At 63.3% G+C, this 21,192-nt stretch carries 22 protein-coding genes; 5 read left to right on the top strand and 17 right to left on the bottom strand.

Annotation, left to right across the window (positions count from 1 at the left end; translation table 11 throughout):
- Window positions 1–6 precede the first annotated feature (6 nt).
- A complete protein-coding gene (locus tag ABIB24_RS25075) occupies window positions 7–717 on the bottom strand; it encodes a tRNA-uridine aminocarboxypropyltransferase (protein WP_354317476.1) in 711 nt (236 codons plus the stop codon).
- Between the two features lie 222 nt (window positions 718–939).
- Here ABIB24_RS25075 and ABIB24_RS25070 point away from each other — a divergent pair, with 222 nt between their 5' ends.
- The gene (locus ABIB24_RS25070; protein ID WP_013971343.1) at window positions 940–1,359 is read left to right on the top strand and encodes a quorum-sensing-regulated virulence factor family protein; all 420 of its coding nucleotides are present in this window, start codon (window positions 940–942) and stop codon (window positions 1,357–1,359) included.
- A gap of 15 nt (window positions 1,360–1,374) precedes the next feature.
- Here ABIB24_RS25070 and ABIB24_RS25065 read toward each other — a convergent pair whose 3' ends face one another.
- Window positions 1,375–1,584, bottom strand: a complete 210-nt coding sequence (locus tag ABIB24_RS25065; RefSeq protein WP_025337998.1) for a hypothetical protein — start codon at window positions 1,582–1,584, stop codon at window positions 1,375–1,377.
- 162 nt (window positions 1,585–1,746) lie between these two features.
- Here ABIB24_RS25065 and ABIB24_RS25060 point away from each other — a divergent pair, with 162 nt between their 5' ends.
- Window positions 1,747–2,865, top strand: a complete 1,119-nt coding sequence (locus ABIB24_RS25060; RefSeq protein WP_025337997.1) for an LOG family protein — start codon at window positions 1,747–1,749, stop codon at window positions 2,863–2,865.
- A 231-nt stretch (window positions 2,866–3,096) separates the two neighbouring features.
- Here ABIB24_RS25060 and recX read toward each other — a convergent pair whose 3' ends face one another.
- From recX to ABIB24_RS25040, 4 genes are all read right to left on the bottom strand, one after another.
- Complete coding sequence (gene recX, locus ABIB24_RS25055; protein WP_085619270.1) at window positions 3,097–3,567, bottom strand: recombination regulator RecX; 471 nt, start codon at window positions 3,565–3,567, stop codon at window positions 3,097–3,099.
- Between the two features lie 21 nt (window positions 3,568–3,588).
- Window positions 3,589–4,656 carry a recombinase RecA gene (gene recA / locus ABIB24_RS25050; RefSeq protein WP_015269214.1) on the bottom strand — a complete coding sequence of 356 codons (1,068 nt, stop codon included), beginning with the start codon at window positions 4,654–4,656 and terminating at the stop codon, window positions 3,589–3,591.
- 103 nt (window positions 4,657–4,759) lie between these two features.
- Window positions 4,760–5,242, bottom strand: a complete 483-nt coding sequence (locus ABIB24_RS25045; RefSeq protein WP_286101174.1) for a CinA family protein — start codon at window positions 5,240–5,242, stop codon at window positions 4,760–4,762.
- A gap of 379 nt (window positions 5,243–5,621) precedes the next feature.
- Window positions 5,622–6,275 (bottom strand): glycosyltransferase family protein, encoded by a 654-nt coding sequence (locus tag ABIB24_RS25040; RefSeq protein ID WP_025337994.1) that lies wholly within the window; start codon window positions 6,273–6,275, stop codon window positions 5,622–5,624.
- Between the two features lie 301 nt (window positions 6,276–6,576).
- Here ABIB24_RS25040 and mutS point away from each other — a divergent pair, with 301 nt between their 5' ends.
- On the top strand, window positions 6,577–9,150 hold the full coding sequence (gene mutS, locus ABIB24_RS25035) for a DNA mismatch repair protein MutS (RefSeq protein ID WP_075046894.1): 2,574 nt from the start codon (window positions 6,577–6,579) through the stop codon (window positions 9,148–9,150).
- A 140-nt stretch (window positions 9,151–9,290) separates the two neighbouring features.
- A complete protein-coding gene (gene fdxA / locus ABIB24_RS25030; RefSeq protein ID WP_004375459.1) occupies window positions 9,291–9,614 on the top strand; it encodes a ferredoxin FdxA in 324 nt (107 codons plus the stop codon).
- A gap of 584 nt (window positions 9,615–10,198) precedes the next feature.
- Here fdxA and rpoS read toward each other — a convergent pair.
- The 8 genes from rpoS to ABIB24_RS24990 all read right to left on the bottom strand — a co-directional run bounded on the left by rpoS (window position 10,199) and on the right by ABIB24_RS24990 (window position 17,509).
- On the bottom strand, window positions 10,199–11,206 hold the full coding sequence (gene rpoS / locus ABIB24_RS25025; RefSeq protein ID WP_013971277.1) for an RNA polymerase sigma factor RpoS: 1,008 nt from the start codon (window positions 11,204–11,206) through the stop codon (window positions 10,199–10,201).
- Window positions 11,207–11,314: 108 nt separating this feature from the next.
- Window positions 11,315–12,172 (bottom strand): peptidoglycan DD-metalloendopeptidase family protein, encoded by an 858-nt coding sequence (locus ABIB24_RS25020; RefSeq protein WP_025337992.1) that lies wholly within the window; start codon window positions 12,170–12,172, stop codon window positions 11,315–11,317.
- 220 nt (window positions 12,173–12,392) lie between these two features.
- Window positions 12,393–13,031 carry a protein-L-isoaspartate(D-aspartate) O-methyltransferase gene (locus tag ABIB24_RS25015; RefSeq protein ID WP_015269209.1) on the bottom strand — a complete coding sequence of 213 codons (639 nt, stop codon included), beginning with the start codon at window positions 13,029–13,031 and terminating at the stop codon, window positions 12,393–12,395.
- Window positions 13,032–13,066: 35 nt separating this feature from the next.
- Window positions 13,067–13,816 carry a 5'/3'-nucleotidase SurE gene (gene surE / locus ABIB24_RS25010; protein WP_025337991.1) on the bottom strand — a complete coding sequence of 250 codons (750 nt, stop codon included), beginning with the start codon at window positions 13,814–13,816 and terminating at the stop codon, window positions 13,067–13,069.
- Window positions 13,804–14,862 (bottom strand): tRNA pseudouridine(13) synthase TruD, encoded by a 1,059-nt coding sequence (truD, locus tag ABIB24_RS25005; protein ID WP_137163174.1) that lies wholly within the window; start codon window positions 14,860–14,862, stop codon window positions 13,804–13,806. Before truD ends, surE begins: the two co-directional genes overlap by 13 nt.
- Window positions 14,859–15,332: a 2-C-methyl-D-erythritol 2,4-cyclodiphosphate synthase gene (gene ispF, locus ABIB24_RS25000; RefSeq protein ID WP_015269207.1), complete on the bottom strand. Its 474-nt coding sequence runs from the start codon at window positions 15,330–15,332 to the stop codon at window positions 14,859–14,861. Before ispF ends, truD begins: the two co-directional genes overlap by 4 nt.
- A 201-nt stretch (window positions 15,333–15,533) precedes the next feature.
- Window positions 15,534–16,388: an S-formylglutathione hydrolase gene (gene fghA, locus ABIB24_RS24995; protein ID WP_354317470.1), complete on the bottom strand. Its 855-nt coding sequence runs from the start codon at window positions 16,386–16,388 to the stop codon at window positions 15,534–15,536.
- 8 nt (window positions 16,389–16,396) lie between these two features.
- Window positions 16,397–17,509 (bottom strand): S-(hydroxymethyl)glutathione dehydrogenase/class III alcohol dehydrogenase, encoded by a 1,113-nt coding sequence (locus ABIB24_RS24990; RefSeq protein WP_016712915.1) that lies wholly within the window; start codon window positions 17,507–17,509, stop codon window positions 16,397–16,399.
- A 107-nt stretch (window positions 17,510–17,616) separates the two neighbouring features.
- Between ABIB24_RS24990 and ABIB24_RS24985 the strand changes: the two genes are divergently transcribed.
- Entirely contained in the window at window positions 17,617–18,513 is an 897-nt protein-coding gene (locus ABIB24_RS24985; protein WP_015269205.1) for a LysR substrate-binding domain-containing protein, read from the top strand.
- Window positions 18,514–18,746: 233 nt separating this feature from the next.
- Here the strand turns inward: ABIB24_RS24985 and ispD are convergent, their stop codons facing one another.
- From ispD to eno, 3 genes are all read right to left on the bottom strand, one after another.
- Window positions 18,747–19,454 (bottom strand): 2-C-methyl-D-erythritol 4-phosphate cytidylyltransferase, encoded by a 708-nt coding sequence (ispD, locus tag ABIB24_RS24980; RefSeq protein ID WP_025337987.1) that lies wholly within the window; start codon window positions 19,452–19,454, stop codon window positions 18,747–18,749.
- On the bottom strand, window positions 19,451–19,732 hold the full coding sequence (gene ftsB / locus ABIB24_RS24975) for a cell division protein FtsB (protein WP_004375443.1): 282 nt from the start codon (window positions 19,730–19,732) through the stop codon (window positions 19,451–19,453). Before ftsB ends, ispD begins: the two co-directional genes overlap by 4 nt.
- A gap of 168 nt (window positions 19,733–19,900) precedes the next feature.
- Window positions 19,901–21,190 carry a phosphopyruvate hydratase gene (gene eno, locus ABIB24_RS24970; protein WP_025337986.1) on the bottom strand — a complete coding sequence of 430 codons (1,290 nt, stop codon included), beginning with the start codon at window positions 21,188–21,190 and terminating at the stop codon, window positions 19,901–19,903.
- Window positions 21,191–21,192 lie beyond the last annotated feature (2 nt).

Here is a 21,192-nt window from a genome sequence, read left to right as displayed (position 1 = left end):
CTTGGACTATAGGAAGGTATGCAAACGCTGGTGGGTGTCGTCCTGCTCGTCCAGCGGCAGGCGCCGCTTGCCGCTCAGGTAATGCAGGCTGAACACATCCAGGTAGGCGTCCAGCGCCTGCGAGGCCTGGGTATCGCCGGCCAGGTCCAGGCACATGGCCGCGACTTCCGCGGTGCAGAAGTGATCGTCGCGCTTGGAGCGGCGCAGGCGGTAGCGGGACATCTGCTCGGCCTGCAGGCTCAACACCGGGAAGCGGTCAAGGTAAGGGCTTTTGCGGAACATCTTGCGCGCTTCGGTCCAGGTGGCATCCAGCAGGATGAACAGCGGGCGCTTGCCCGGCTCGCGCACTACCTCGCTGACCACCCGTTCCTGGGCAACGAATTCGCCCGGGAAGACGATGTAGGGCTGCCAATGCGGATCGCCCAGCAAAGCCAGCAAGCGTTCGTCGACCGAAGTACGCAGCCAGCCGAAGGCCGAGGTGTCCTCGATCAGGTCGGCGATCAGCCAGCCGGTATTGGTGGGCTTCAGTGGCTCGGTGTCATGCATCAGCAGGCATACGCCGGACTCTGCCTGCACCCGCGGCTTCCAGGCGCACAGGCAATGAGTGGCGATTACCCTGCAATCGGGGCAGCGCTCGGCACGCGAACCACGGGCGATGAAGGGCTTGTTGCTGCGGGCCAGGCGTTCGGCGCGCAGGCGCGCTACCTCATGGCTCATGCCGGCAGGCCTCTGGACAGGTTGGGAATGGACACAAGGATGACTCGGAAAAAACTAAGGGCGCCAGTCTACCAGAACAGGGGGCAATTGCTGTGCAGGTGGCGGCGCGGTCCTTATAATCGCTGTTTTTTACCGTACCCCAGCCTCGCGCCTGCGCGATTTTCAGGGAACGCCGTCGACCCGCGCATGTCAAAGCGCCAGTCATCGAACCAGGAGAGATTCATGCTGCGCCGTATCGTCCCCGCCCTGAGCCTGCTGCTCGCCCTGCCCCTGGCAGCCCAGGCGGCTTCCAAGCAGGAATACGACCTGAACAACATGCTGCAGAAGGTGGCCAAAGAGAGCAGTGTCGGCACCCCGCGAGCCATCAACGAGGACATCCTCGACCAGGGTTACACCGTGGAAGGCAAGGCACTGGTCAACCACCTGAGCGTGCGCCAGGACCATGCCGCGCGCATGCAGGCCAACCCCGAACAGGTACGCAGTCAGCTGGGTGACAGCGTCTGCCGCAACAGCGGTTTCCGCAACCTGATGTCCAAAGGCGCGGTCATGGTCTACCGCTTCACGGTCTACAAGACCAACCAGCCGATCATGGACCAGGCGTTCGACAATGCCAGCTGCGTGGCCGGCAACAAGAAGAAGTAACCAACACTTCGATCGCTACGCCTTCTCGTCTTCACGGGCGCGCCAGCGCCCTTCAGCGGCATCGGCGCGCATCTCTGCCAGCAGCGCCTGCAGGTAGCGCGACTGGCATTCCAGCCCCGACAGCCTGCGCCGGCATTCGGCCTCCAGGCTCAGGTGATGCACCTGGGCCGCATTCTCCAGCTGCTGGTAAAGCTGCCGGTCCACTTCGATGATCAAGCGATGCATACCGCCACCTCCTGCATCGACACGTTTCGCTTTACCCAGTTAACCAAACCCGCATCCCCCGTGGCTGCATGCCGACGGGCGGCTGTGCCGAACACCCCCGGCACAATTGAGCGCAAGGGTCTAGATTGAGGTCAGAGGTATTGGTGCAGAAGGAGACGTTGCATGCCTTACCAATCGAGTGAACTGCTGTTCAGCCACTTCCGCGACAACAACATCGACCTGAGCAACATCGACGCACAACTGCAACTGGTGGCACCGAACAGCCCCAACCTGCCGCTGTACCGCGACATGATGCTGACCATCCTGCGCATGGCCCATGACGACACCGACCGCTGGAGCGCCAAGATCACCCTGCAGGCCCTGCGCGAACTGGACCATTCGTTCCGCACCCTGGAACGCTACAAGGGCCGGCGCAAGGTGACCGTGTTCGGCTCGGCGCGCACTCCGCTAGAGCACCCGATGTACGCCCTGGCCCGCGAGCTGGGCGCAACCCTGGCACGCTCCGACCTGATGGTCATCACCGGTGCCGGCGGCGGTATCATGGCAGCTGCCCACGAAGGCGCCGGCAGCGACCACAGCCTGGGGTTCAACATCACCCTGCCCTTCGAACAACACGCCAACCCCACGGTGGACGGCACCGACAAGCTGCTGCCGTTCCATTTCTTCTTCATCCGCAAGCTGTTCTTCGTCAAGGAGGCCGATGCCCTGGTGCTGTGCCCGGGTGGCTTCGGCACTCTGGATGAAGCGCTGGAGGTGCTGACCCTGATCCAGACCGGCAAGAGCCCGCTGGTACCGGTGGTGCTGCTGGATTCGCCAGGTGGCAGCTTCTGGCGCGACTGCCTGGACTTCATCAGCCGCCAACTGGAGGAAAACCGCTACATCCTGCCCAGCGACCTGAAACTGCTGCGCCTGGTGCACAGCGCTGACGAGGCAGTGGAAGAAATCAACCAGTTCTACAGCAACTACCACTCCAGCCGCTGGCTGAAGAGCCAGTTCGTGATCCGTATGCATCACCCGCTCAGCGAGGCGGCGCTGTATGACATCCAGGAAGGCTTTGCCGACTTGCGCCTGAGTGGCAAGTATCACCAGCAACCTGACAGCAGTGCCGAGCACGAAGTGGGCAACTTCAGCCACCTGACCCGTTTGTCATTTGCCTTCAATGGCCGGGACCAGGGCAGGCTGCGCGAGCTGGTGGACTTCATCAACCTGCCGGAAAACTGGGCCAAGCCGCAGCCCATGCATACCACACAGCGGGCCAGGGAGGCGTTGAAGGTCAGTTGATTGTCGAACAAATTTCCAAAAGCGCGCCGCGCAACCTGTGGGAGCGGCGTTGCCGGTACTCGCGGGTAAACCCTAATGCCGGTCAGATAACGTTTGCCGGCTGGATTGGGGCTGCTTTGCAGCCCTTCGCGGGCTTGCCCGCTCCCACAGGGACCGCGCATTTTCTGAACCTTGCACCAAAAACTGTGGGAGCGGGCAAGCCCGCGAAGGGCCGCAAAGCGGCCCCAGTCTTCAGTAGTCGTCGATATCACGCCCACTGAGCAGGCGGCCGATCATGTCCATGGGGAAACCCCGGTAAGCCAGAAACCGGGTCTGCTGGGCACGGCTGCGGGGATCTTGCGGGCGCTGACCAGCAAACTTGCGCTGCCAAACGTCACGCATGCGCTCGCCCCAATCCACCTCGCTTTCGCGTAGCGCCTGCTCGATATCAGCACGCGCCAAACCGCGCTGGCCTAGCTCTTCGCGAATACGCGCAGGGCCGTAGCCGGAGCTGGAACGGTATCGGATGAAACTTTCGAGATAACGGGCTTCGCTAAGCAGCCCTTCTTCGGCGAGCCGGTCGAGTTCAGGCTCGATCAGCTCGTCCGAAGCGCCCCGCTGACGCAACTTGCGCGTCAGCTCGACGCGACCGTGCTCACGTCGCGCGAGCAGGTCCATGGCTGTCCGCCGAATGGCGACGGGGGTGTCGAGTACGGCGGACATGTTCGGCTATCTACCGCGCAATCAATAACCGGCGTCAGCGTCGGCCATGTCATCGGCATCGGCTTCGGCAGCAGCAGCCTTACCAGCAGCCGCAACAGCACCAGAGGTCAGCAGCTTCTCGCGAATCTGCTTCTCGATCTCGGCACCAATAGCCGGGTTCTCAGCCAGGTACTTGGCAGCGTTTGCCTTACCTTGACCGATCTTGTTGCCCTGGTAGGCGTACCAGGCACCGGACTTCTCGACCAGGCCTTGGGAAACACCCAGGTCAATGATCTCGCCGTTACGGTAGATACCCTTGCCGTAGAGGATCTGGAACTCGGCCTGACGGAATGGCGGCGAAACCTTGTTCTTGACGATCTTGACGCGGGTTTCGCTACCGACCACCTCGTCGCCTTCCTTGACCGCGCCAGTACGGCGGATATCCAGACGCACCGAGGCGTAGAACTTCAGGGCGTTACCACCGGTGGTGGTTTCCGGGCTGCCGAACATCACGCCAATCTTCATACGGATCTGGTTGATGAAGATGACCAGGCAGTTGGCGTTCTTGATATTACCGGTGATCTTGCGCAGCGCCTGGGACATCAGGCGCGCCTGCAGGCCCACGTGCATGTCACCCATCTCGCCTTCGATCTCGGCCTTCGGTACCAGAGCAGCCACGGAGTCGACGATGATCACGTCAACAGCGTTGGAACGCACCAGCATGTCGGTGATTTCCAGGGCCTGTTCGCCGGTGTCCGGCTGCGAAACCAGCAGGTCGTCGACGTTGACGCCCAGCTTGCCGGCGTACTCGGGGTCGAGGGCGTGTTCGGCGTCGACGAAGGCGCAGGTGGCGCCGTTTTTCTGGGCTTCGGCGATGACCGACAGGGTCAGCGTGGTCTTACCCGACGATTCCGGGCCGTAGATCTCGACGATACGGCCTTTTGGCAGGCCGCCGATGCCCAGGGCAATGTCCAGGCCCAGCGAGCCGGTGGAGATGGCAGGGATAGCCTGGCGCTCGTGGTCGCCCATGCGCATGACGGCGCCCTTGCCGAATTGGCGTTCGATCTGACCCAGGGCCGCAGCCAAGGCGCGCTTCTTGTTGTCGTCCATTGAAATCCTCACGTGTTCGACTTGGCCCTGACGGCCGGAATACCTGTATAAGTAGCCAGTATTATTCCACAGGCAAGCGCCCGCGCAAACCCCTGTCGTCGATTTACTCGGCACCAAGCTGTAACAAGCCGTCTAACGCGGCGATCACCGTCTGTCGGCGCACCGCCTCGCGGTCGCCGTCAAACTGGCGCCGCTCGCTGAACACATGGTTGCCGTCGCCCCAGGCCAGCCACACGGTGCCCACCGGTTTGGACGGCGAACCACCATCCGGCCCGGCCACGCCGCTCACCGCCACGGCAAAGCGCGCGCCGCTGGCGGCCTGGGCGCCGCGGACCATCGCTTCGACCACTTCCTGGCTGACCGCGCCAACCTGGCCGAACAACGCCGCGGGCACTCCCAGTTGACGGGTTTTCTGGGTGTTGGAATAGGTCACGTACCCAGCCTCGAACCAGGCCGAGCTGCCGGGCACGCGGGTGATGGCCTCGGCGATGCCGCCACCGGTGCAGGATTCGGCGGTGGTCACCTGCGCGTTGAAGCGGCGCAGGTGTTCACCCAGGCGGGTGGCAAGCGTGGTGATCGGGTCCATGTCGGGCTCCTTGAAGGCTGCCCTCTACCCTAGCATTTCAGAGATGGGGAATGGGCGTCTGGCGGCGTGCTGGGCATGAGGATGTTCGCCTCTGGATTTTTGCCGCCTATGAGATCGAGCGCCGCCCGCGCGGCGCTTCGCAGCACAAGGCTGCTCCTACATCTGTTTCGGGCCAGTAACGCCTGTGCCAGTGCACGCGACCGCCTTGTTTGCCCGGCACGAAATCGAGGTGGACACCAATGGGCGCGCGCCTTCGCCTCAGGAATAACTGGCCCGAAACAGATGTAGGAGCAGCCTTGTGCTGCGAAGCGCCGCGCGGGCGGCGCTCGATCTCGCAGGCGCCAAACCTCTCAAGGCATGCACCCCAAGCCCACACCAATCAGAAATTCAGCCGAAGCACGGTCCGCCAGATGTTCTTCATCGGTGAACGACGATGCTTGGCCCAGTTGCGCTCCCACCACTCGTCCTCATTGCGCACCACCTGTTCCAGGTCGCTACCGGCCACGGCGGCGGCGTGCTGGCGGAACATCATGGGGAACACGCAGTGCTGGCGGATCCGGTGCTTGACCACCACATCCACCGGGGTGCCATCGTAGGGCGTCTCTGCCAGGATCCGGCAGCCCTCGCGCGACAGCACATAGGCATGCAGCGCCACCACCCGCCCGCGGGCGATGAACGGGAACCAGGTCAGCCAGGTTCGCCCCATGGAATAGCCCAGGTGCAAGGCCTCGAAGGGCCGTTTCTGCATGAAGCGGTTTACCCAGCGCACCCGCGAAGGTTCGAACTCATAGGCCTTGGCATCGTCTTCGAAGATCAGGATTCGATCGAGGCCATTGTCCAGCGCATGACGGGCCAGTTGCTGATGGGACTCGTAGCAACCGCGCTTGGGGTCGCTGTTTTTCTCGACGACATGAAAGTGCACTTCGTTGTCGAGCTGTCGCCCGATGGTTTCGCTGAACAGCGTGCGCCGGTCAGCGCGGGTGTCGAGGGAAATACAAAAAACCGCATCTACATCAAAACGAATTGCGCTCACTGCACTAATCAACCTGTTGCAATATCTTTTTACCGGGTCGCGGGCCACCGCGAATGCGTCAGGCAAGTCATCCCTGATGGGCGAAGGCAGGCAATTCTCCATGGAGGCACCATGATGTCAACCCGCCTTCAGCGCATCCCTGTGCACTCGCCGGACTTGCAGGTACAGCCTGCCGGGTAGCCGTGTTAACCTATGCGGCTTGAAAATCCGGTGGGTCTCGGCGTCGCGCATGCAACACAGAACGCCCCAATTTGCCCCACAATATTGAGACCTACTTTCTAAGCCCTTGATGAATAAAGCAATTTCCGATTTCTCCGCACACACCCCGATGATGCAGCAGTACTGGAAGCTGAAGAACCAGCACCCGGACCAGCTGATGTTCTACCGCATGGGCGACTTCTACGAGATCTTCTACGAAGATGCGAAAAAAGCCGCAAAACTGCTGGACATCACCCTGACCGCGCGCGGTCAGTCGGCCGGCCAGTCCATCCCCATGTGCGGGATTCCGTTCCATTCGCTGGAAGGCTACCTGGCCAAGCTGGTCAAGCTCGGCGAATCGGTGGTGATCTGCGAGCAGATTGGCGACCCCGCCACCAGCAAGGGCCCGGTGGAACGCCAGGTGGTGCGCATCATCACCCCGGGTACGGTCAGCGACGAGGCCCTGCTCGACGAGCGTCGCGACAACCTGATTGCCGCGCTGCTCGGTGACGAGCGCCTGTTCGGCCTGGCGGTACTGGACATCACCAGTGGCAACTTCAGCGTGCAGGAGATCAAGGGCTGGGAAAACCTGCTGGCCGAGCTCGAGCGCCTGAACCCGGTCGAGCTGCTGATCCCCGACGACTGGCCGCGCGACCTGCCCGCCGAGAAACGCCCGGGCGCCCGTCGCCGTGCGCCATGGGACTTCGACCGCGACTCGGCGCGCAAGGCCCTGTGCCAGCAGTTCGCGACCAAGGACCTCAAGGGCTTTGGCTGCGACAAGCTGACCCTGGCCATCGGCGCCGCCGGTTGCCTGCTGATCTACGCCAAGGAAACCCAGCGCACCGCCCTGCCGCACCTGCGCAGCCTTCGCCACGAACGCCTGGACGACACGGTCATCCTCGACGGCGCCAGCCGCCGCAACCTGGAGCTGGACATCAACCTCGCCGGCGGCCGTGACAACACCCTGCAGTCGGTGATCGACCGCTGCCAGACCGCCATGGCCAGCCGATTGCTGAGCCGCTGGTTGAACCGCCCGTTGCGCGACCTCAAGGTGCTGCAGGCACGCCAGGACTCGATCCGCTGCCTGCTCGACGGCTACCGCTTCGAGAAGCTGCAGCCGCAGCTCAAGGAAATCGGCGATATCGAGCGGATTCTCGCCCGTATCGGCCTGCGCAACGCCCGCCCACGCGACCTGGCACGCCTGCGCGATGCCCTGGGCGCGCTGCCCGAGCTGCAGAACGCCATGGCCGAGCTGGAGGCGCCGCACCTGGCACGCCTGGCCGCCATTACCGGCACCTACCCCGAACTGGCCAGCCTGCTGGAGCGGGCGATCATCGACAACCCGCCGGCGGTGATCCGCGATGGCGGCGTGCTCAAGGCCGGTTATGACAACGAACTGGACGAGCTGCTGGCGATCAGCGAGAACGCCGGCCAGTTCCTGATCGACCTGGAAGCCCGGGAAAAGGCCCGCACCGGCCTGGCCAACCTCAAGGTCGGCTACAACCGGGTGCATGGCTACTTCATCGAGCTGCCGACCAAGCAGGCCGAGCAGGCCCCGGGCGACTACATCCGCCGCCAGACCCTGAAAGGCGCCGAGCGCTTCATCACCCCGGAGCTGAAGGCGTTCGAGGACAAGGCCCTGTCGGCCAAGAGCCGCGCCCTGGCCCGCGAAAAGATGCTCTACGACGCCCTGCTGGAAACCTTGATCAGCCACCTGGCACCGCTGCAGGACAGCGCCGCCGCCCTGGCCGAACTGGACGTGCTCAGCAACCTGGCCGAACGTGCACTGAACCTGGACCTGAACTGCCCGCGCTTCGTCGACGAGCCGTGCCTGCGCATCGAGCAGGGCCGCCACCCTGTGGTGGAACAGGTATTGACCACGCCATTCGTGGCCAACGACCTGGGCCTGGACAACAGCACGCGCATGCTGATCATCACCGGCCCGAACATGGGCGGTAAGTCCACCTACATGCGCCAGACCGCCCTGATCGTGCTGCTGGCGCATATCGGCAGCTTCGTGCCGGCTGCCAGCTGCGAGCTGTCGCTGGTCGACCGCATCTTCACCCGCATCGGCTCCAGCGACGACCTGGCCGGCGGCCGCTCGACCTTCATGGTCGAGATGAGCGAAACCGCCAACATCCTGCACAACGCCACCGACCGCAGCCTGGTGCTGATGGATGAAGTGGGCCGCGGCACCAGTACCTTCGACGGCCTGTCGCTGGCCTGGGCCGCCGCCGAGCGCCTGGCCCAGCTGCGTGCCTACACGCTGTTCGCCACGCACTACTTCGAGCTCACCGTGCTGCCGGAAAGCGAGCCGCTGGTGGCCAACGTGCACCTGAACGCCACCGAGCACAACGAACGCATCGTGTTCCTGCACCACGTGCTGCCTGGCCCTGCCAGCCAGAGCTACGGCCTGGCCGTGGCGCAGCTGGCCGGCGTGCCGACGGCCGTCATCCAGCGTGCCCGTGAACACCTGGCAAGGCTGGAGACCACCAGCCTGCCGCATGAACAGCCTCCGGCCCAAAAGGCCAAGGACGTGCCACAGGTCCCGCACCAGAGCGACCTGTTCGCCAGCCTGCCACACCCGGCCATCGAGAAGCTGGGCAAGCTGCAGTTGGACGACATGACCCCGCGTCAAGCTATCGAAATGCTATATCAACTAAAGAACCTGTTATAACGGCGCCCACTACAAGCTGGTAGAATCCGCCGCGGTTTGCTGGTGCTGCAGGTTATTAGCCTGGCCTGCAGCCACATGCCCGCAAACCGCGCGGCCCTGAGAGGAAGGGCCGCCGCCGTCGCCTGAGGAGAGAATTAGAAATGACCTTCGTCGTCACCGACAACTGCATCAAATGCAAATACACCGACTGCGTGGAAGTCTGCCCGGTGGACTGCTTCTACGAAGGCCCGAACTTCCTGGTCATCCACCCGGACGAGTGCATCGACTGCGCCCTGTGCGAGCCGGAATGCCCAGCGCAAGCCATCTTCTCGGAAGACGAAGTGCCTGCGGGCATGGAGAACTTCATCGAGCTGAACGCCGAACTGGCGGAAATCTGGCCGAACATCACCGAGCGTAAGGACGCCCTGCCGGACGCTGAAGAGTGGGATGGCAAGACTGGCAAGATTGCAGACCTGGAGCGCTGATAGCGTCCGGACACGAAAAAGGCCCCTTGGGGCCTTTTTTGTTTTCTGCGGGCAAAAAGAAGGGGCGGTTTGACCCGCCCACATTTTTTCCGTAGTCCCTGCTTGTCCCAAACATCATCCTGATGAAATCGCCTCTTGCGACGTCCCTGGCTTTCCTCCTGAAAGCCTGTGCATGTCCCTGTGCACAGTTCGAATACTAGCGACTTGAGCCGGGCGGGCAACCGCTAAACCTCACAGGGTGTTGCAGGTGACACATTTCCTCACAGCTGAATAAGCCAGGTTTTTCAATGAGTTGGGAAAACGCAGGATCTGGATACGACAATGATTTACTGAAGCGTACATAGAAGGCTTACAAAACAAGTAAGCAAAGGCTTACACGCGATGTTACTGGGGTAGCGCAGTACATAATGTCTTGGGGCTGCTTTGCAGCCCTTTCGCGACACAAGGCCGCTCCTACAGGCAACGCGATCTCCTGTAGGAGCGGCCTTGTGTCGCGATAGGGGCGCGCAGCGCCCCCAGCAATCTCAAACAGGCATACAAAAACGCCCCGAAATCATCGGGGCGTTTTGTGTTGCAGGCTTCCGCTACTGGAACAACGACTCACTGGACAGGCCGTTCTTCTCGAGGATCTCACGCAAACGCTTGAGCCCCTCAACCTGGATCTGCCGCACCCGCTCACGGGTCAGGCCAATCTCCAGGCCTACATCTTCCAGGGTGCTGCTTTCATGCCCGCGCAGGCCAAAGCGGCGCACCACCACTTCACGCTGCTTGTCGGTCAACTCGCCCAGCCATTGGTCGATGCTCTGCGACAGGTCGTCATCCTGCAGCAGTTCGCACGGGTCGGTCGGGCGGTCGTCGGTCAGGGTATCGAGCAGGGTCTTGTCCGAATCCGGGCCGAGCGACACATCCACCGAAGACACCCGCTCGTTCAGGCCCAGCATGCGCTTGACCTCGGCGACCGGTTTCTCCAGCAGCGTGGCGATTTCTTCTGGCGAGGGTTCGTGGTCCAGTTTCTGGGTCAGCTCGCGCGCAGCGCGCAGGTAGACGTTCAGTTCCTTGACCACGTGGATCGGCAAGCGAATGGTGCGGGTCTGGTTCATGATCGCCCGCTCGATGGTCTGGCGAATCCACCAGGTCGCATAGGTCGAGAACCGGAAACCACGCTCCGGGTCGAACTTCTCGACGGCACGGATCAGCCCCAGGTTGCCCTCCTCGATCAGGTCGAGCAGCGACAGGCCGCGGTTCACGTAACGACGGGCAATTTTTACAACCAGGCGCAGGTTGCTTTCGATCATGCGCTTGCGGCCGGCAGGGTCGCCCTTTTGCGACAGGCGCGCAAAATGCACTTCCTCTTCCGGCGAAAGCAGAGGCGAGAATCCGATCTCGTTGAGATACAACTGGGTGGCATCGAGCGCCCGGCTGTAATCGATATACTTGTGTTGCTTGAGCGAAGAGCCCGACTTGGCCCTCGTCCGAACCGAAGATACAGCAGGTTCGTCTGACACCACATCCGTTTCCAAAACGATACCCGTCTCCATCAGAAGCAGGTCATCGTCGATGTCAAACTCCGGCACTTCTTTACTGAGAGCCATTGTTATAGTCCTTTGCTGAGTTCGAACTCAGACTCGAGCGGCACCTATCTCCCTGGCAGCGCTGGAGCCTGTCCCCTCTACATCACAGGAACAGGCCGGGTACAACGGTCAACGACGTGGCAGGAACTGGAGCGGATCGACGGGTTTGCCCTGGCGGCGAATCTCGAAATGCAGCTTCACCCGATCTGTGCCCGTGGACCCCATTTCAGCAATCGACTGCCCTGCCTTGACCTGCTGCCCCTCCCGAACCAACAGCCTGCGGTTATGGCCGTAGGCACTGACGTAGGTATCGCTGTGCTTGATGATGATCAGTTCGCCGTAGCCCCTCAAGCCACTCCCGGCGTACACCACTGCACCATCAGACGCAGCAAAAACAGGCTGTCCCAAATCACCGGCGATATCAATGCCTTTATTCAAACTACCGTTTGAAGCGAATTTTCCAATCAGCACGCCATTGGCAGGCCAGGTCCAGCCGCCTACCGCGCGCTCCGCGGCAGGCACCGTGGCGACCACCGGGGCGCTGCTGGAGGCTGCCGGCGTGGCCGGTTTGCTGGTGCTGGCAGGGGGCGTGCTGGTGCTTCCTACAGGCCGCCGGATGACCGTGGTCTTGCTCGACGACGACGGGCTGGACACCACCGTGGTGCTGCCCGCAGAGCCGCTGCTGAAACGAATCGCTTGCCCCGGGCGAATGGTGTAAGGCGCCGCGATGCCGTTGCGCGCAGCCAGTTCCTTGTAGTCCCAGCCATAACGGAAGGCAATGGAGAACAGCGTATCGCCAGGTTTGACGATGTACTGCCCGGTGGTTACCGCCGGGCGCTTGGGCACGGTGTTATTGCGGTCGACCACCCGCGCGCTGTTGCTGCTGGTGCTCGAGCAACCCACCAGTAGCGTGCCCATGGCCAGTGCAATCACCAGAAGCGTGAAACCCGACCCGTCCTTGCGCTGCCGAATGACTGTGTGACCCACCCGCGCTCCCCTCATGGTGCCGAAAACGATATGAAGACAAGAAATGCAATATTATTGCAATTATAACCAAGCCCGCCCGCATTGGCAGGGTTGGTGAAAGACTGCTGCAAAGCCATGGCACACGCTGTGCGCTAGCGCTTCACCCCGCCAGATAGACAGGGCGTTGCTGCAAGAATTCGGTGCTGGCGCAAAAATATCGCGCGGCTCGAACCAGCAGTGTTCAGGCCAGCGGGCCGTTGAGCAGCGGTACGAAGCGCACTGCCCCCAGCACGCGGCGGGAGAATCCATGCTCCTCGCGCACGATCAGCATCAGCTGCTGGGTTTCGCCGGCTGGCCCCACCGGGATCACCATACGGCCACCGGGCGCCAGCTGGTCGAGCAATGCCTGCGGCACTTCCGGCGCCACGGCGGTGACGATGATGCCGTTGTACGGCGCCAGCGCCGGCCAGCCTTCGCAACCGTCGCCCCAGCGGAACACCACGTTGCGCAGGTTCAGTTCCACCAGGCGCTCCTTGGCCCGGTCCTGCAACACCTTGATGCGTTCCACCGAGAACACCCGCTCGACCAACTGGGCCAGGATTGCCGTCTGGTAGCCCGAGCCGGTGCCGATCTCCAGCACCTTGTCCAGCGGCCCGGCCTCGAGCAGCAGCTCGCTCATGTGGGCAACCATGAACGGTTGCGAGATGGTCTGGTTGTGGCCGATCGGCAGCGCGGTGTCTTCGTAGGCGCGATGCGCCAGCGCCTCGTCGACGAACAGGTGGCGCGGGGTACGACGGATCACGTCGAGCACCTTGGTGTTCGAAACGCCCTCCTCGCACAGGCGCTGGATCAGCCGCTCCCGGGTACGCTGGGAGGTCATGCCGATGCCACGCCGCAGCATATCGTCCTCGCGCATCAGAGCAGGCCCTCCAGCCAACCGTCGAGCTGCTCGAAAGCATCACTGAAGGTGCGGTCGAGCTGCAGCGGAGTGATCGATACATAGCCTTGCATCACCGCGTGGAAGTCGGTACCCGGGCCACCATCCTCGGCATCCCCGGCCACGGCGATCCAGTAGCCTTCCTTGCCGCGCGGGTTGACCACCTTGGTCGGCGCCGCCGCCCGCGCCCGGTGACCGAGGCGGGTGAGCTGGATGCCACGAATGTGCTCCAGCGGCAGGTTGGGGATGTTGACGTTGAGCACGGTGCGCGGCGGCAAGGCCAGGCGCGACTGCGCCTCGACCAGACGGCGGGCGATATGGGCCGCGGTCGGCAGGTTGTCCGGCTGGCGCGACAACAGCGAAAACGCCAGCGAGGTACCGCCGAGGAAACGGCCTTCCAACGCGGCCGCGACCGTGCCCGAATAGAGCACGTCGTCGCCCAGGTTGGCACCGAGGTTGATCCCCGACACGACCATGTCCGGCGCCTGTGGCAACAGCCCATTGAGCCCCAGGTGCACGCAGTCGGTGGGCGTGCCGTTGAGGCTGATGAAGCCATTGGCCAGGGTCTGCGGATGCAGTGGCCGGTCCAGCGTCAGCGAACTGCTGGCGCCGCTCTTGTCTTGATCCGGGGCAATAACCACGCACTCGGCGTAATCCGCCAGCGCAGCGTGCAGCGCGGCGATGCCGGGTGCGGTAACACCGTCGTCGTTCGAAATCAGAATACGCATGAGCTGTCCGTCTGCCCCGCCGACACCAGATCCACGACTTCGCGCACCACCACGGTGGCGAAGCATCCGGCCGGAAGGACGAATTCCAGTTGCAGGATATCAGGCTCCGGATAATGCCACGTAAGACCGCCAATAGGGAGCCGCAGAATGCGTCGTTCGTGATCCATGCCCGCCAAGGCCAGCCACTGGCAAAGTGCTGGCTGACGCGCGCCGACGGTGTTTTCCAGCTGTGCGGTGACACCGGCGGCCGGCGAATCGCCCGCGCCCCACATCGGGCCGGTCGGGTGCAGGTCGAGAATCGCCAGGCGCGGGTCGGCACATTCCGCCTCACCCGCCGGGAAGAAGCTGCGGCTGTCGGTGAACGCCAGCAGGTCGCCCACCTGGGCCTGCGCCCAGCTGCCGTCGGCAACACGGGCTGCCAGCACCTGGTTGAACAGGTAGCTGCGCCCGGCCGAGAGCAACCGCGAACGCACGTTGCGCTGTTCGGGCAGGGCCTTGCGTGCGGCCCAATCGAGAGCGTCGTGAACGTTGCCGCCACCGTGGCCGAAGCGCTGGGTGCCGAAATAATTCGGCACACCGTGCTGCTTGAGCTGTTCCAGGCGTGCATCCACCGCCTGGTGATCGGCAGCCAGGGCAGTCAGGCGCAGCGTGAAGCCGTTGGCCGAATGCGCACCGCGCTGCAGCTTGCGCTGGTGGCGCACCTGCTTGAGCACACGCAGGCTGGCATCCTCGGCACGCGACAGGTCCGGGTCGGCCTTGCCTGGCAGGTGCAGGCTGAACCACTGGCGAGTCAGGGCCTGGCGGTCCTTGAGGCCGGCGTAGCTGATCGTGCGCACCGGCACCCCAGCAGCACGGGCCAGGCGGCGGGCCGCCTCCTCGGTGTTCAGGTCACGCTTCTCGACCCACAGCCACAGGTGCTCGCCGTGGCCCGACAGGGGGATGTCCAGTACTTCGTCGACCTGGAAATCCTCGGCCACCGCCTTGAGGACGGCGGTACCCAGTGGTTGGCCCGATGCGCGCGGGCCCAGCAGTTCCAGTTCGGTCATGCTGGCAGCAGCAGGGCTACCGAATGCACGGCGATGCCCTCCTCGCGGCCGGTGAAGCCGAGCTTCTCGGTGGTGGTAGCCTTGACGTTGACCTGGTCGAGTTCGACCTGCAGGTCTTCGGCGATCAGCTTGCGCATGGTCTCGATGTGCGGGGCCATCTTCGGCGCCTGGGCGACGATGGTGGCGTCGATGTTGCCGACCTTCCAGCCCTTGGCCTGGACGATGCCGACCACATGGCGCAGCAGCACCCGACTGTCGGCGCCCTTGAACTGCGGATCGGTGTCGGGGAAGTGTTTGCCGATGTCACCCAGCGCCGCCGCGCCAAGCAAGGCATCGCTCAGGGCGTGCAGCAGCACGTCGCCATCGGAGTGGGCCAGGAGGCCGTATTTGTGGGGGATACGCACCCCGCCCAGGGTAATGAAATCACCGTCGCAGAAACGGTGCACATCGTAGCCGTGGCCAATACGCATAGAAAAACGCCCTGAATGAGTCAGGGCGTGATTCTACCTGCTTTAGCCGGCATTGGGGCCGTCGTTGTAGGAGCAGCCTCGTGCTGCGAATGGACCGCAAAGCGGCCCCGGCAATATCGGCGATAGCGTTAGACCCAGGGTCTGCTTCGCAGCCCATTCGCAGCACAAGGCTGCTCCTACAGGCGATCGCGCAGCTACGCCTTACACCCGCCCCAATGCCACCGCATGATGACGCAGGTGCTCCTCGATGAAGCTGGCGATGAAGTAGTAGCTGTGGTCATAGCCAGGTTGCAGGCGCAAGGTCAGTTCATGCCCACCTTTGCGTGCCGCCTGCTCCAGGGCTTCAGGCTTGAGCTGCTTCTCGAGGAAGTCGTCGCGGTCGCCCTGGTCCACCAGCAACGGCGGGCATTCGCCGGCCGGGGTCTCGGCCAGCAGCACGCTGGCATCCCACTCGCGCCAGCGCGCACGGTCTTCACCCAGGTAGCGGCTGAAGGCTTTCTCGCCCCACGGGCAATCCATCGGGTTGCTGATCGGCGAGAACGCCGACACCGAGCGGTAGCGCCCCGGGTTGCGCAAGGCGCACACCAGCGCGCCATGCCCACCCATGGAGTGGCCACTGATGCTGCGCTCGCCCGAAGCCGGGAAGTACGCCTCGATCAACGCGGGCAACTCCTCCACCACATAGTCGTGCATGCGGTAGTGCTGGGCCCAGGGCTGCTGAGTGGCATTGAGGTAGAAGCCGGCACCCAGGCCGAAGTCCCAGGCACCGTCCGGGTCGCCCGGCACCTGCTCGCCACGCGGGCTGGTGTCGGGGGCGACAATGATCAACCCAAGCTCCGCGGCCAGGCGCTGGGCGCCGGCCTTCTGCATGAAGTTCTCGTCGGTGCAGGTGAGGCCGCTGAGCCAGTACAGCACCGGCAGCTTCTCGCCCTGTTCGGCCTGCGGCGGCAGGTAGACGGCGAACACCATGTCGCAGCCCAGCACCTTGGAGTGATGCCGGTAACGCTTGTGCCAGCCGCCGAAGCTCTTCTGGCAGGAGATGTTATCCAGGCTCATGGCAAACCTCAGAAGTGGATCACGCTGCGAATGCTCTTGCCTTCGTGCATCAGGTCGAAGGCCTTGTTGATGTCTTCCAGGCCCATGGTGTGGGTGATGAAGGTATCCAGCGGGATCTCGCCCTTCTCGGACATTTCCACGTAGCTTGGCAGCTCGCTGCGGCCACGTACGCCACCGAACGCCGAACCACGCCATACGCGGCCGGTGACCAGCTGGAACGGACGAGTGGCGATTTCCTGGCCGGCACCGGCCACGCCGATGATCACCGATTCGCCCCAGCCCTTGTGGCAGCATTCCAGCGCAGCACGCATCAGCTGCACGTTGCCGATGCACTCGAAGGAGAAGTCCACGCCGCCGTCGGTGAGGTCGACGATCACTTCCTGGATCGGGCGGTCGTAGTCTTTCGGGTTGATGCAGTCGGTGGCACCCAGCTGGCGGGCGATTTCGAACTTGGCCGGGTTGATGTCGATGGCAATGATGCGCGACGCCTTGGCCTTGACCGCACCGATCACTGCCGACAGGCCGATGCCGCCCAGGCCGAAGATGGCCACGGTGTCACCCGGCTTGACCTTGGCGGTGTTGAGCACCGCGCCGATACCGGTGGTGACACCACAACCCAGCAGGCAGACCTTTTCCAGCGGCGCTTCTTTCTGGATCTTGGCCACGGAGATTTCCGGCAGCACGGTGTACTCGGAGAAGGTCGAGGTACCCATGTAGTGGAACAGTTGCTGGCCTTTGTAGGAGAAGCGCGTGGTGCCGTCCGGCATCAGGCCCTTGCCCTGGGTGGCGCGGATGGCCTGGCACAGGTTGGTCTTGCCCGAGAGGCAGAACTTGCACTTGCCGCATTCCGGGGTGTACAGCGGGATGACGTGGTCACCGACGGCGACCGAGGTGACGCCCTCGCCTACCGCCTCGACGATCGCGCCACCTTCGTGGCCGAGGATCGACGGGAAGATGCCCTCCGGGTCGGCGCCCGACAGGGTGTAGGCGTCGGTGTGGCAGACACCGCTGGCGACCACGCGCAGCAGCACTTCACCGGCCTTGGGCATGGCCACGTCGACTTCGACGATTTCCAGGGGTTTCTTGGCTTCGAAGGCTACGGCAGCACGGGACTTGATCATCAAAGGTCTCCAGACAGAGGGTCGATTCAGTCTGGCAGTGTAATTCACCGTCTTTTGATGAATAATCCGGCCAAAGACAAAACATTATTGCCATACAGGGATAATCAATGAGCAGCCGCTGGGAAGGCATCGACGAGTTCGTCGCCGTGGCCGAGTCGGGCCAGTTCACCGCGGCCGCCGAGCGCCTGGGGGTTTCCTCATCGCACATCAGCCGGCAGATCGCCCGGCTGGAGGAACGGCTGCAGACGCGCCTGCTGTACCGCAGTACCCGGCGGGTGACCCTGAGCGAGGCCGGGCAGACATTCCTGCAGCACTGCCAGCGCCTGCAGGATGGCCGCGAGGAAGCCCTGCGCGCCATGGGCGACCTGGCCAGCGAGCCCAAGGGGTTGCTGCGCATGACCTGCGCGGTGGCTTATGGCGAGCGCTTCATCGTGCCGCTGGTGACGCGGTTCATGGCGCTGTATCCGCAGCTGCGGGTGGATGTGGAACTGAGCAACCACACCCTCGACCTGGTGCATGAAGGCATGGACCTGGCCATCCGCCTGGGCCGGCTGGCCGACTCACGACTGGTGGCAACCCGCCTGGCGCCCCGGCGCATGTACCTGTGCGCTTCGCCGGCCTACCTGGAACGTTATGGTCGGCCACACAGCCTGTCGGAACTGGCGCGGCACAATTGCCTGGTGGGCAGCTCGGATTTGTGGGCGCTGCAGCAGGACGGCCGCGAGATCAGCCAGCGAGTGCAGGGCAACTGGCGTTGCAACAGCGGGCAGGCGGTGCTGGACGCGGCGCTGCAGGGGATGGGGTTGTGCCAGTTGCCGGATTACTACGTGCTGGAGCACTTGAACAGTGGTGCGCTGGTGTCGTTGCTGGAGGCGCACCAGCCACCGAATACCGCAGTGTGGGCGCTGTATCCGCAGCAACGGCACCTGTCGCCGAAGGTACGGCGGCTGGTGGATTACCTGAAGGAAGGGTTGGCGGGGCTGCCGGAGTATCGTTTGAACTGAAACCTTGTGCTGACCGGTCTGGCCTCTTCGCGGGTAAACCCGCTCCCACAGGTACAGCGCAAACTTTAAGGGATGTGCGATACCTGTGGGAGCGGGTTTACCCGCGAAAAGGCCGGCACAGGAGCAAGAAATTCAGCGCCGCCCTCCCACAGGTACAGCGCAGACCTGAAGGGATGTGCGATACCTGTGGGAGCGGGTTTACCCGCGAAGAGGCCGGCACAGGAGCAAGAAATTCAGCGGCGCCCTGCCCAACGCTGGCGCAACCACTCCAGGTCTTCTGGCCGGGTTACCTTGATGTTGTCGCTGCGCCCTTCGACCAGCCGCGGCGCCTGGCCGGACCACTCGATGGCGGAGGACTCGTCGGTTACCAGCACATCCGACACCAGGCACTCGGCCAGCGCCCGATGCAACGCCCCCAGGCGGAACATCTGCGGCGTATAGGCCTGCCAGATGGTGCTGCGGTCGACGGTAGCACCCACCCGGCCATCGGCATCGGCCCGCTTGAGGGTATCGCGCGCCGGCACCGCCAGCAGGCCACCCACCGGGTCGCCCGCCAGCTCCGCCAACAGCTTGTCCAGATCGCTGCGCGCCAGGTTCGGTCGCGCGGCATCATGCACCAGCACCCAGTCGCTGTCCGCCGCCCCTTGGGCATGCAGCATCAGCAAGGCATTGAGCACCGAGTCGGCACGCTCGCGGCCACCCGTGGCGCGCTGGATGCGCGGGTCGCTGGCGCAGCGCAGGCGAGGCCAGTACGGGTCATCTTCGGCAATGCTGACCACCACGCCCTTGAGCATCGGGTGGCCAAGAAAACAGTCGAGGCTGTGCTCGAGAATGGTCTGCCCGGCCAGCTCCAGGTACTGCTTGGGGCGGTCGGCAGCCATGCGGGCACCTACGCCCGCAGCAGGAATCACGGCCCAGAAGGCCGGTAAGGTTTCGATCATTTCTGTGGCAACTGGAAGAGGGTTTCGCCCTCTTTGACCATCCCCAATTCGTGGCGAGCCCGCTCTTCAACGGTCTCCATGCCTTTTTTCAGCTCCAGCACTTCGGCATCGAGCACGCGGTTGCGCTCGAGCAAGCGCTCGTTTTCGGCATGCTGCTCGGCAATCTGCTGCTTCAGCTCGGTCACTTGCGCCAGGCTGCCATTACCCACCCACAGGCGGTACTGCAGGCCACCCAGCAGCAGGAGCAGGACGAGGAACAACCAATAGGGACTGCGCATCACGTTATCCAGGTTAAAAAGGCTGCCGGGTACTTTTTACTTCGGGGCCTCGAATAGCACGAAGCCTGGCCGAGGCCAGGCTTCGTCGACAGAAACCCGTTGGAATGTAGAAAAGAACAGTACGAACGTTCCTACAACTCCGGCTGCTGTCTTTTTACCATCTCTTGCTTAGCCGCGAAACTCGGCACGACCGCGGTAAACCGCTTTGGCACCCAGTTGCTCTTCGATGCGCAGCAGCTGGTTGTACTTGGAAACGCGGTCGGAACGGCACAGCGAGCCAGTCTTGATCTGGCCAGCAGCGGTACCCACGGCCAGGTCGGCAATGGTCGAGTCTTCGGTTTCACCGGAACGGTGCGAAATCACCGCGGTGTAGCCAGCAGCCTTGGCCATCTGGATGGCTTCCAGGGTTTCGGTCAGCGAGCCGATCTGGTTGAACTTGATCAGGATCGAGTTACCGATGCCCTTCTCGATGCCTTCCTTGAGGATCTTGGTGTTGGTCACGAACAGGTCGTCGCCAACCAGCTGCACCTTGGTGCCGATCTTGTCGGTGAGGATCTTCCAGCCAGCCCAGTCGGACTCGTCCAGGCCGTCTTCGATCGAGATGATCGGGAAGCGCTCGGTCAGGCCTTTCAGGTACTCGGCAAAGCCTTCGGCGTCGAACGACTTGCCTTCGCCGGACAGGTTGTACTTGCCGTCTTCGTAGAACTCGGAAGCCGCGCAGTCCAGGGCCAGGGTCACGTCGGTGCCCAGCTTGTAGCCGGCTTTCTCGACGGCTTCGGCGATGGCGCCCAGGGCGTCTTCGTTGGAAGCCAGGTTAGGGGCGAAACCACCCTCGTCACCAACAGCGGTGTTCAGGCCACGGGCCTTCAGCACGGCTTTGAGGTGGTGGAAGATTTCGGTACCCATGCGCAGGCCGTCGGAGAAGGTCTTGGCGCCAACTGGCTGAACCATGAACTCCTGGATGTCGACGTTGTTGTCGGCGTGCTCGCCACCGTTGATGATGTTCATCATCGGTACCGGCATCGAGTACTGGCCCGGGGTGCCGTTCAGGTTGGCGATGTGCGCGTACAGCGGCAGGTCCTGGTCCTGGGCAGCGGCCTTGGCGGCAGCCAGGGAAACGGCCAGGATGGCGTTAGCGCCCAGCTTGGCCTTGTTCTCGGTACCGTCCAGTTCGATCATGGCGCGGTCCAGGCCCTTCTGGTCGGCAGGGTCCTTGCCCAGCAGCAGGTCACGGATCGGGCCGTTGATGTTGGCGACGGCCTTCAGCACGCCCTTGCCCAGGTAACGGCTCTTGTCGCCATCACGCAGCTCCAGCGCTTCGCGCGAGCCAGTGGAAGCACCGGACGGCGCGCAGGCGCTGCCGATGATGCCGTTGTCGAGCAGTACATCGGCTTCCACGGTGGGGTTGCCACGCGAATCGAGAACTTCACGACCTTTGATGTCGACGATTTTTGCCATTG

It is taken from the genome of Pseudomonas sp. UYEF17, assembly GCF_040546125.1.
Classification (GTDB): Bacteria; Pseudomonadota; Gammaproteobacteria; order Pseudomonadales; family Pseudomonadaceae; genus Aquipseudomonas; species Aquipseudomonas putida_Z.
Note: the sequence above shows the minus strand (reverse complement) of the source record. Positions and strands in the feature narration are given on the sequence as shown.

Excerpts from the sequence above, each read along its gene's own strand:
- ABIB24_RS25045 (WP_286101174.1), bottom strand. The coding sequence starts at position 5,242 with ATGGACCCGATCACCACGCTTGCCACCCGCCTGGGTGAACACCTGCGC.
- ABIB24_RS25075 (WP_354317476.1), bottom strand. The coding sequence starts at position 717 with ATGAGCCATGAGGTAGCGCGCCTGCGCGCCGAACGCCTGGCCCGCAGC.
- ABIB24_RS25070 (WP_013971343.1), top strand. The coding sequence starts at position 940 with ATGCTGCGCCGTATCGTCCCCGCCCTGAGCCTGCTGCTCGCCCTGCCC.
- recX (WP_085619270.1), bottom strand. The coding sequence starts at position 3,567 with ATGTCCGCCGTACTCGACACCCCCGTCGCCATTCGGCGGACAGCCATG.
- fdxA (WP_004375459.1), top strand. The coding sequence starts at position 9,291 with ATGACCTTCGTCGTCACCGACAACTGCATCAAATGCAAATACACCGAC.
- rpoS (WP_013971277.1), bottom strand. The coding sequence starts at position 11,206 with ATGGCTCTCAGTAAAGAAGTGCCGGAGTTTGACATCGACGATGACCTG.
- truD (WP_137163174.1), bottom strand. The coding sequence starts at position 14,862 with ATGACCGAACTGGAACTGCTGGGCCCGCGCGCATCGGGCCAACCACTG.
- ABIB24_RS24990 (WP_016712915.1), bottom strand. The coding sequence starts at position 17,509 with ATGATCAAGTCCCGTGCTGCCGTAGCCTTCGAAGCCAAGAAACCCCTG.
- ABIB24_RS25065 (WP_025337998.1), bottom strand. The coding sequence starts at position 1,584 with ATGCATCGCTTGATCATCGAAGTGGACCGGCAGCTTTACCAGCAGCTG.
- ftsB (WP_004375443.1), bottom strand. The coding sequence starts at position 19,732 with ATGCGCAGTCCCTATTGGTTGTTCCTCGTCCTGCTCCTGCTGCTGGGT.
- recA (WP_015269214.1), bottom strand. The coding sequence starts at position 4,656 with ATGGACGACAACAAGAAGCGCGCCTTGGCTGCGGCCCTGGGTCAGATC.
- surE (WP_025337991.1), bottom strand. The coding sequence starts at position 13,816 with ATGCGTATTCTGATTTCGAACGACGACGGTGTTACCGCACCCGGCATC.
- ABIB24_RS24985 (WP_015269205.1), top strand. The coding sequence starts at position 17,617 with ATGAGCAGCCGCTGGGAAGGCATCGACGAGTTCGTCGCCGTGGCCGAG.
- ispD (WP_025337987.1), bottom strand. The coding sequence starts at position 19,454 with ATGATCGAAACCTTACCGGCCTTCTGGGCCGTGATTCCTGCTGCGGGC.
- ABIB24_RS25060 (WP_025337997.1), top strand. The coding sequence starts at position 1,747 with ATGCCTTACCAATCGAGTGAACTGCTGTTCAGCCACTTCCGCGACAAC.
- ABIB24_RS25015 (WP_015269209.1), bottom strand. The coding sequence starts at position 13,031 with ATGACCTCCCAGCGTACCCGGGAGCGGCTGATCCAGCGCCTGTGCGAG.
- fghA (WP_354317470.1), bottom strand. The coding sequence starts at position 16,388 with ATGAGCCTGGATAACATCTCCTGCCAGAAGAGCTTCGGCGGCTGGCAC.
- eno (WP_025337986.1), bottom strand. The coding sequence starts at position 21,190 with ATGGCAAAAATCGTCGACATCAAAGGTCGTGAAGTTCTCGATTCGCGT.
- ispF (WP_015269207.1), bottom strand. The coding sequence starts at position 15,332 with ATGCGTATTGGCCACGGCTACGATGTGCACCGTTTCTGCGACGGTGAT.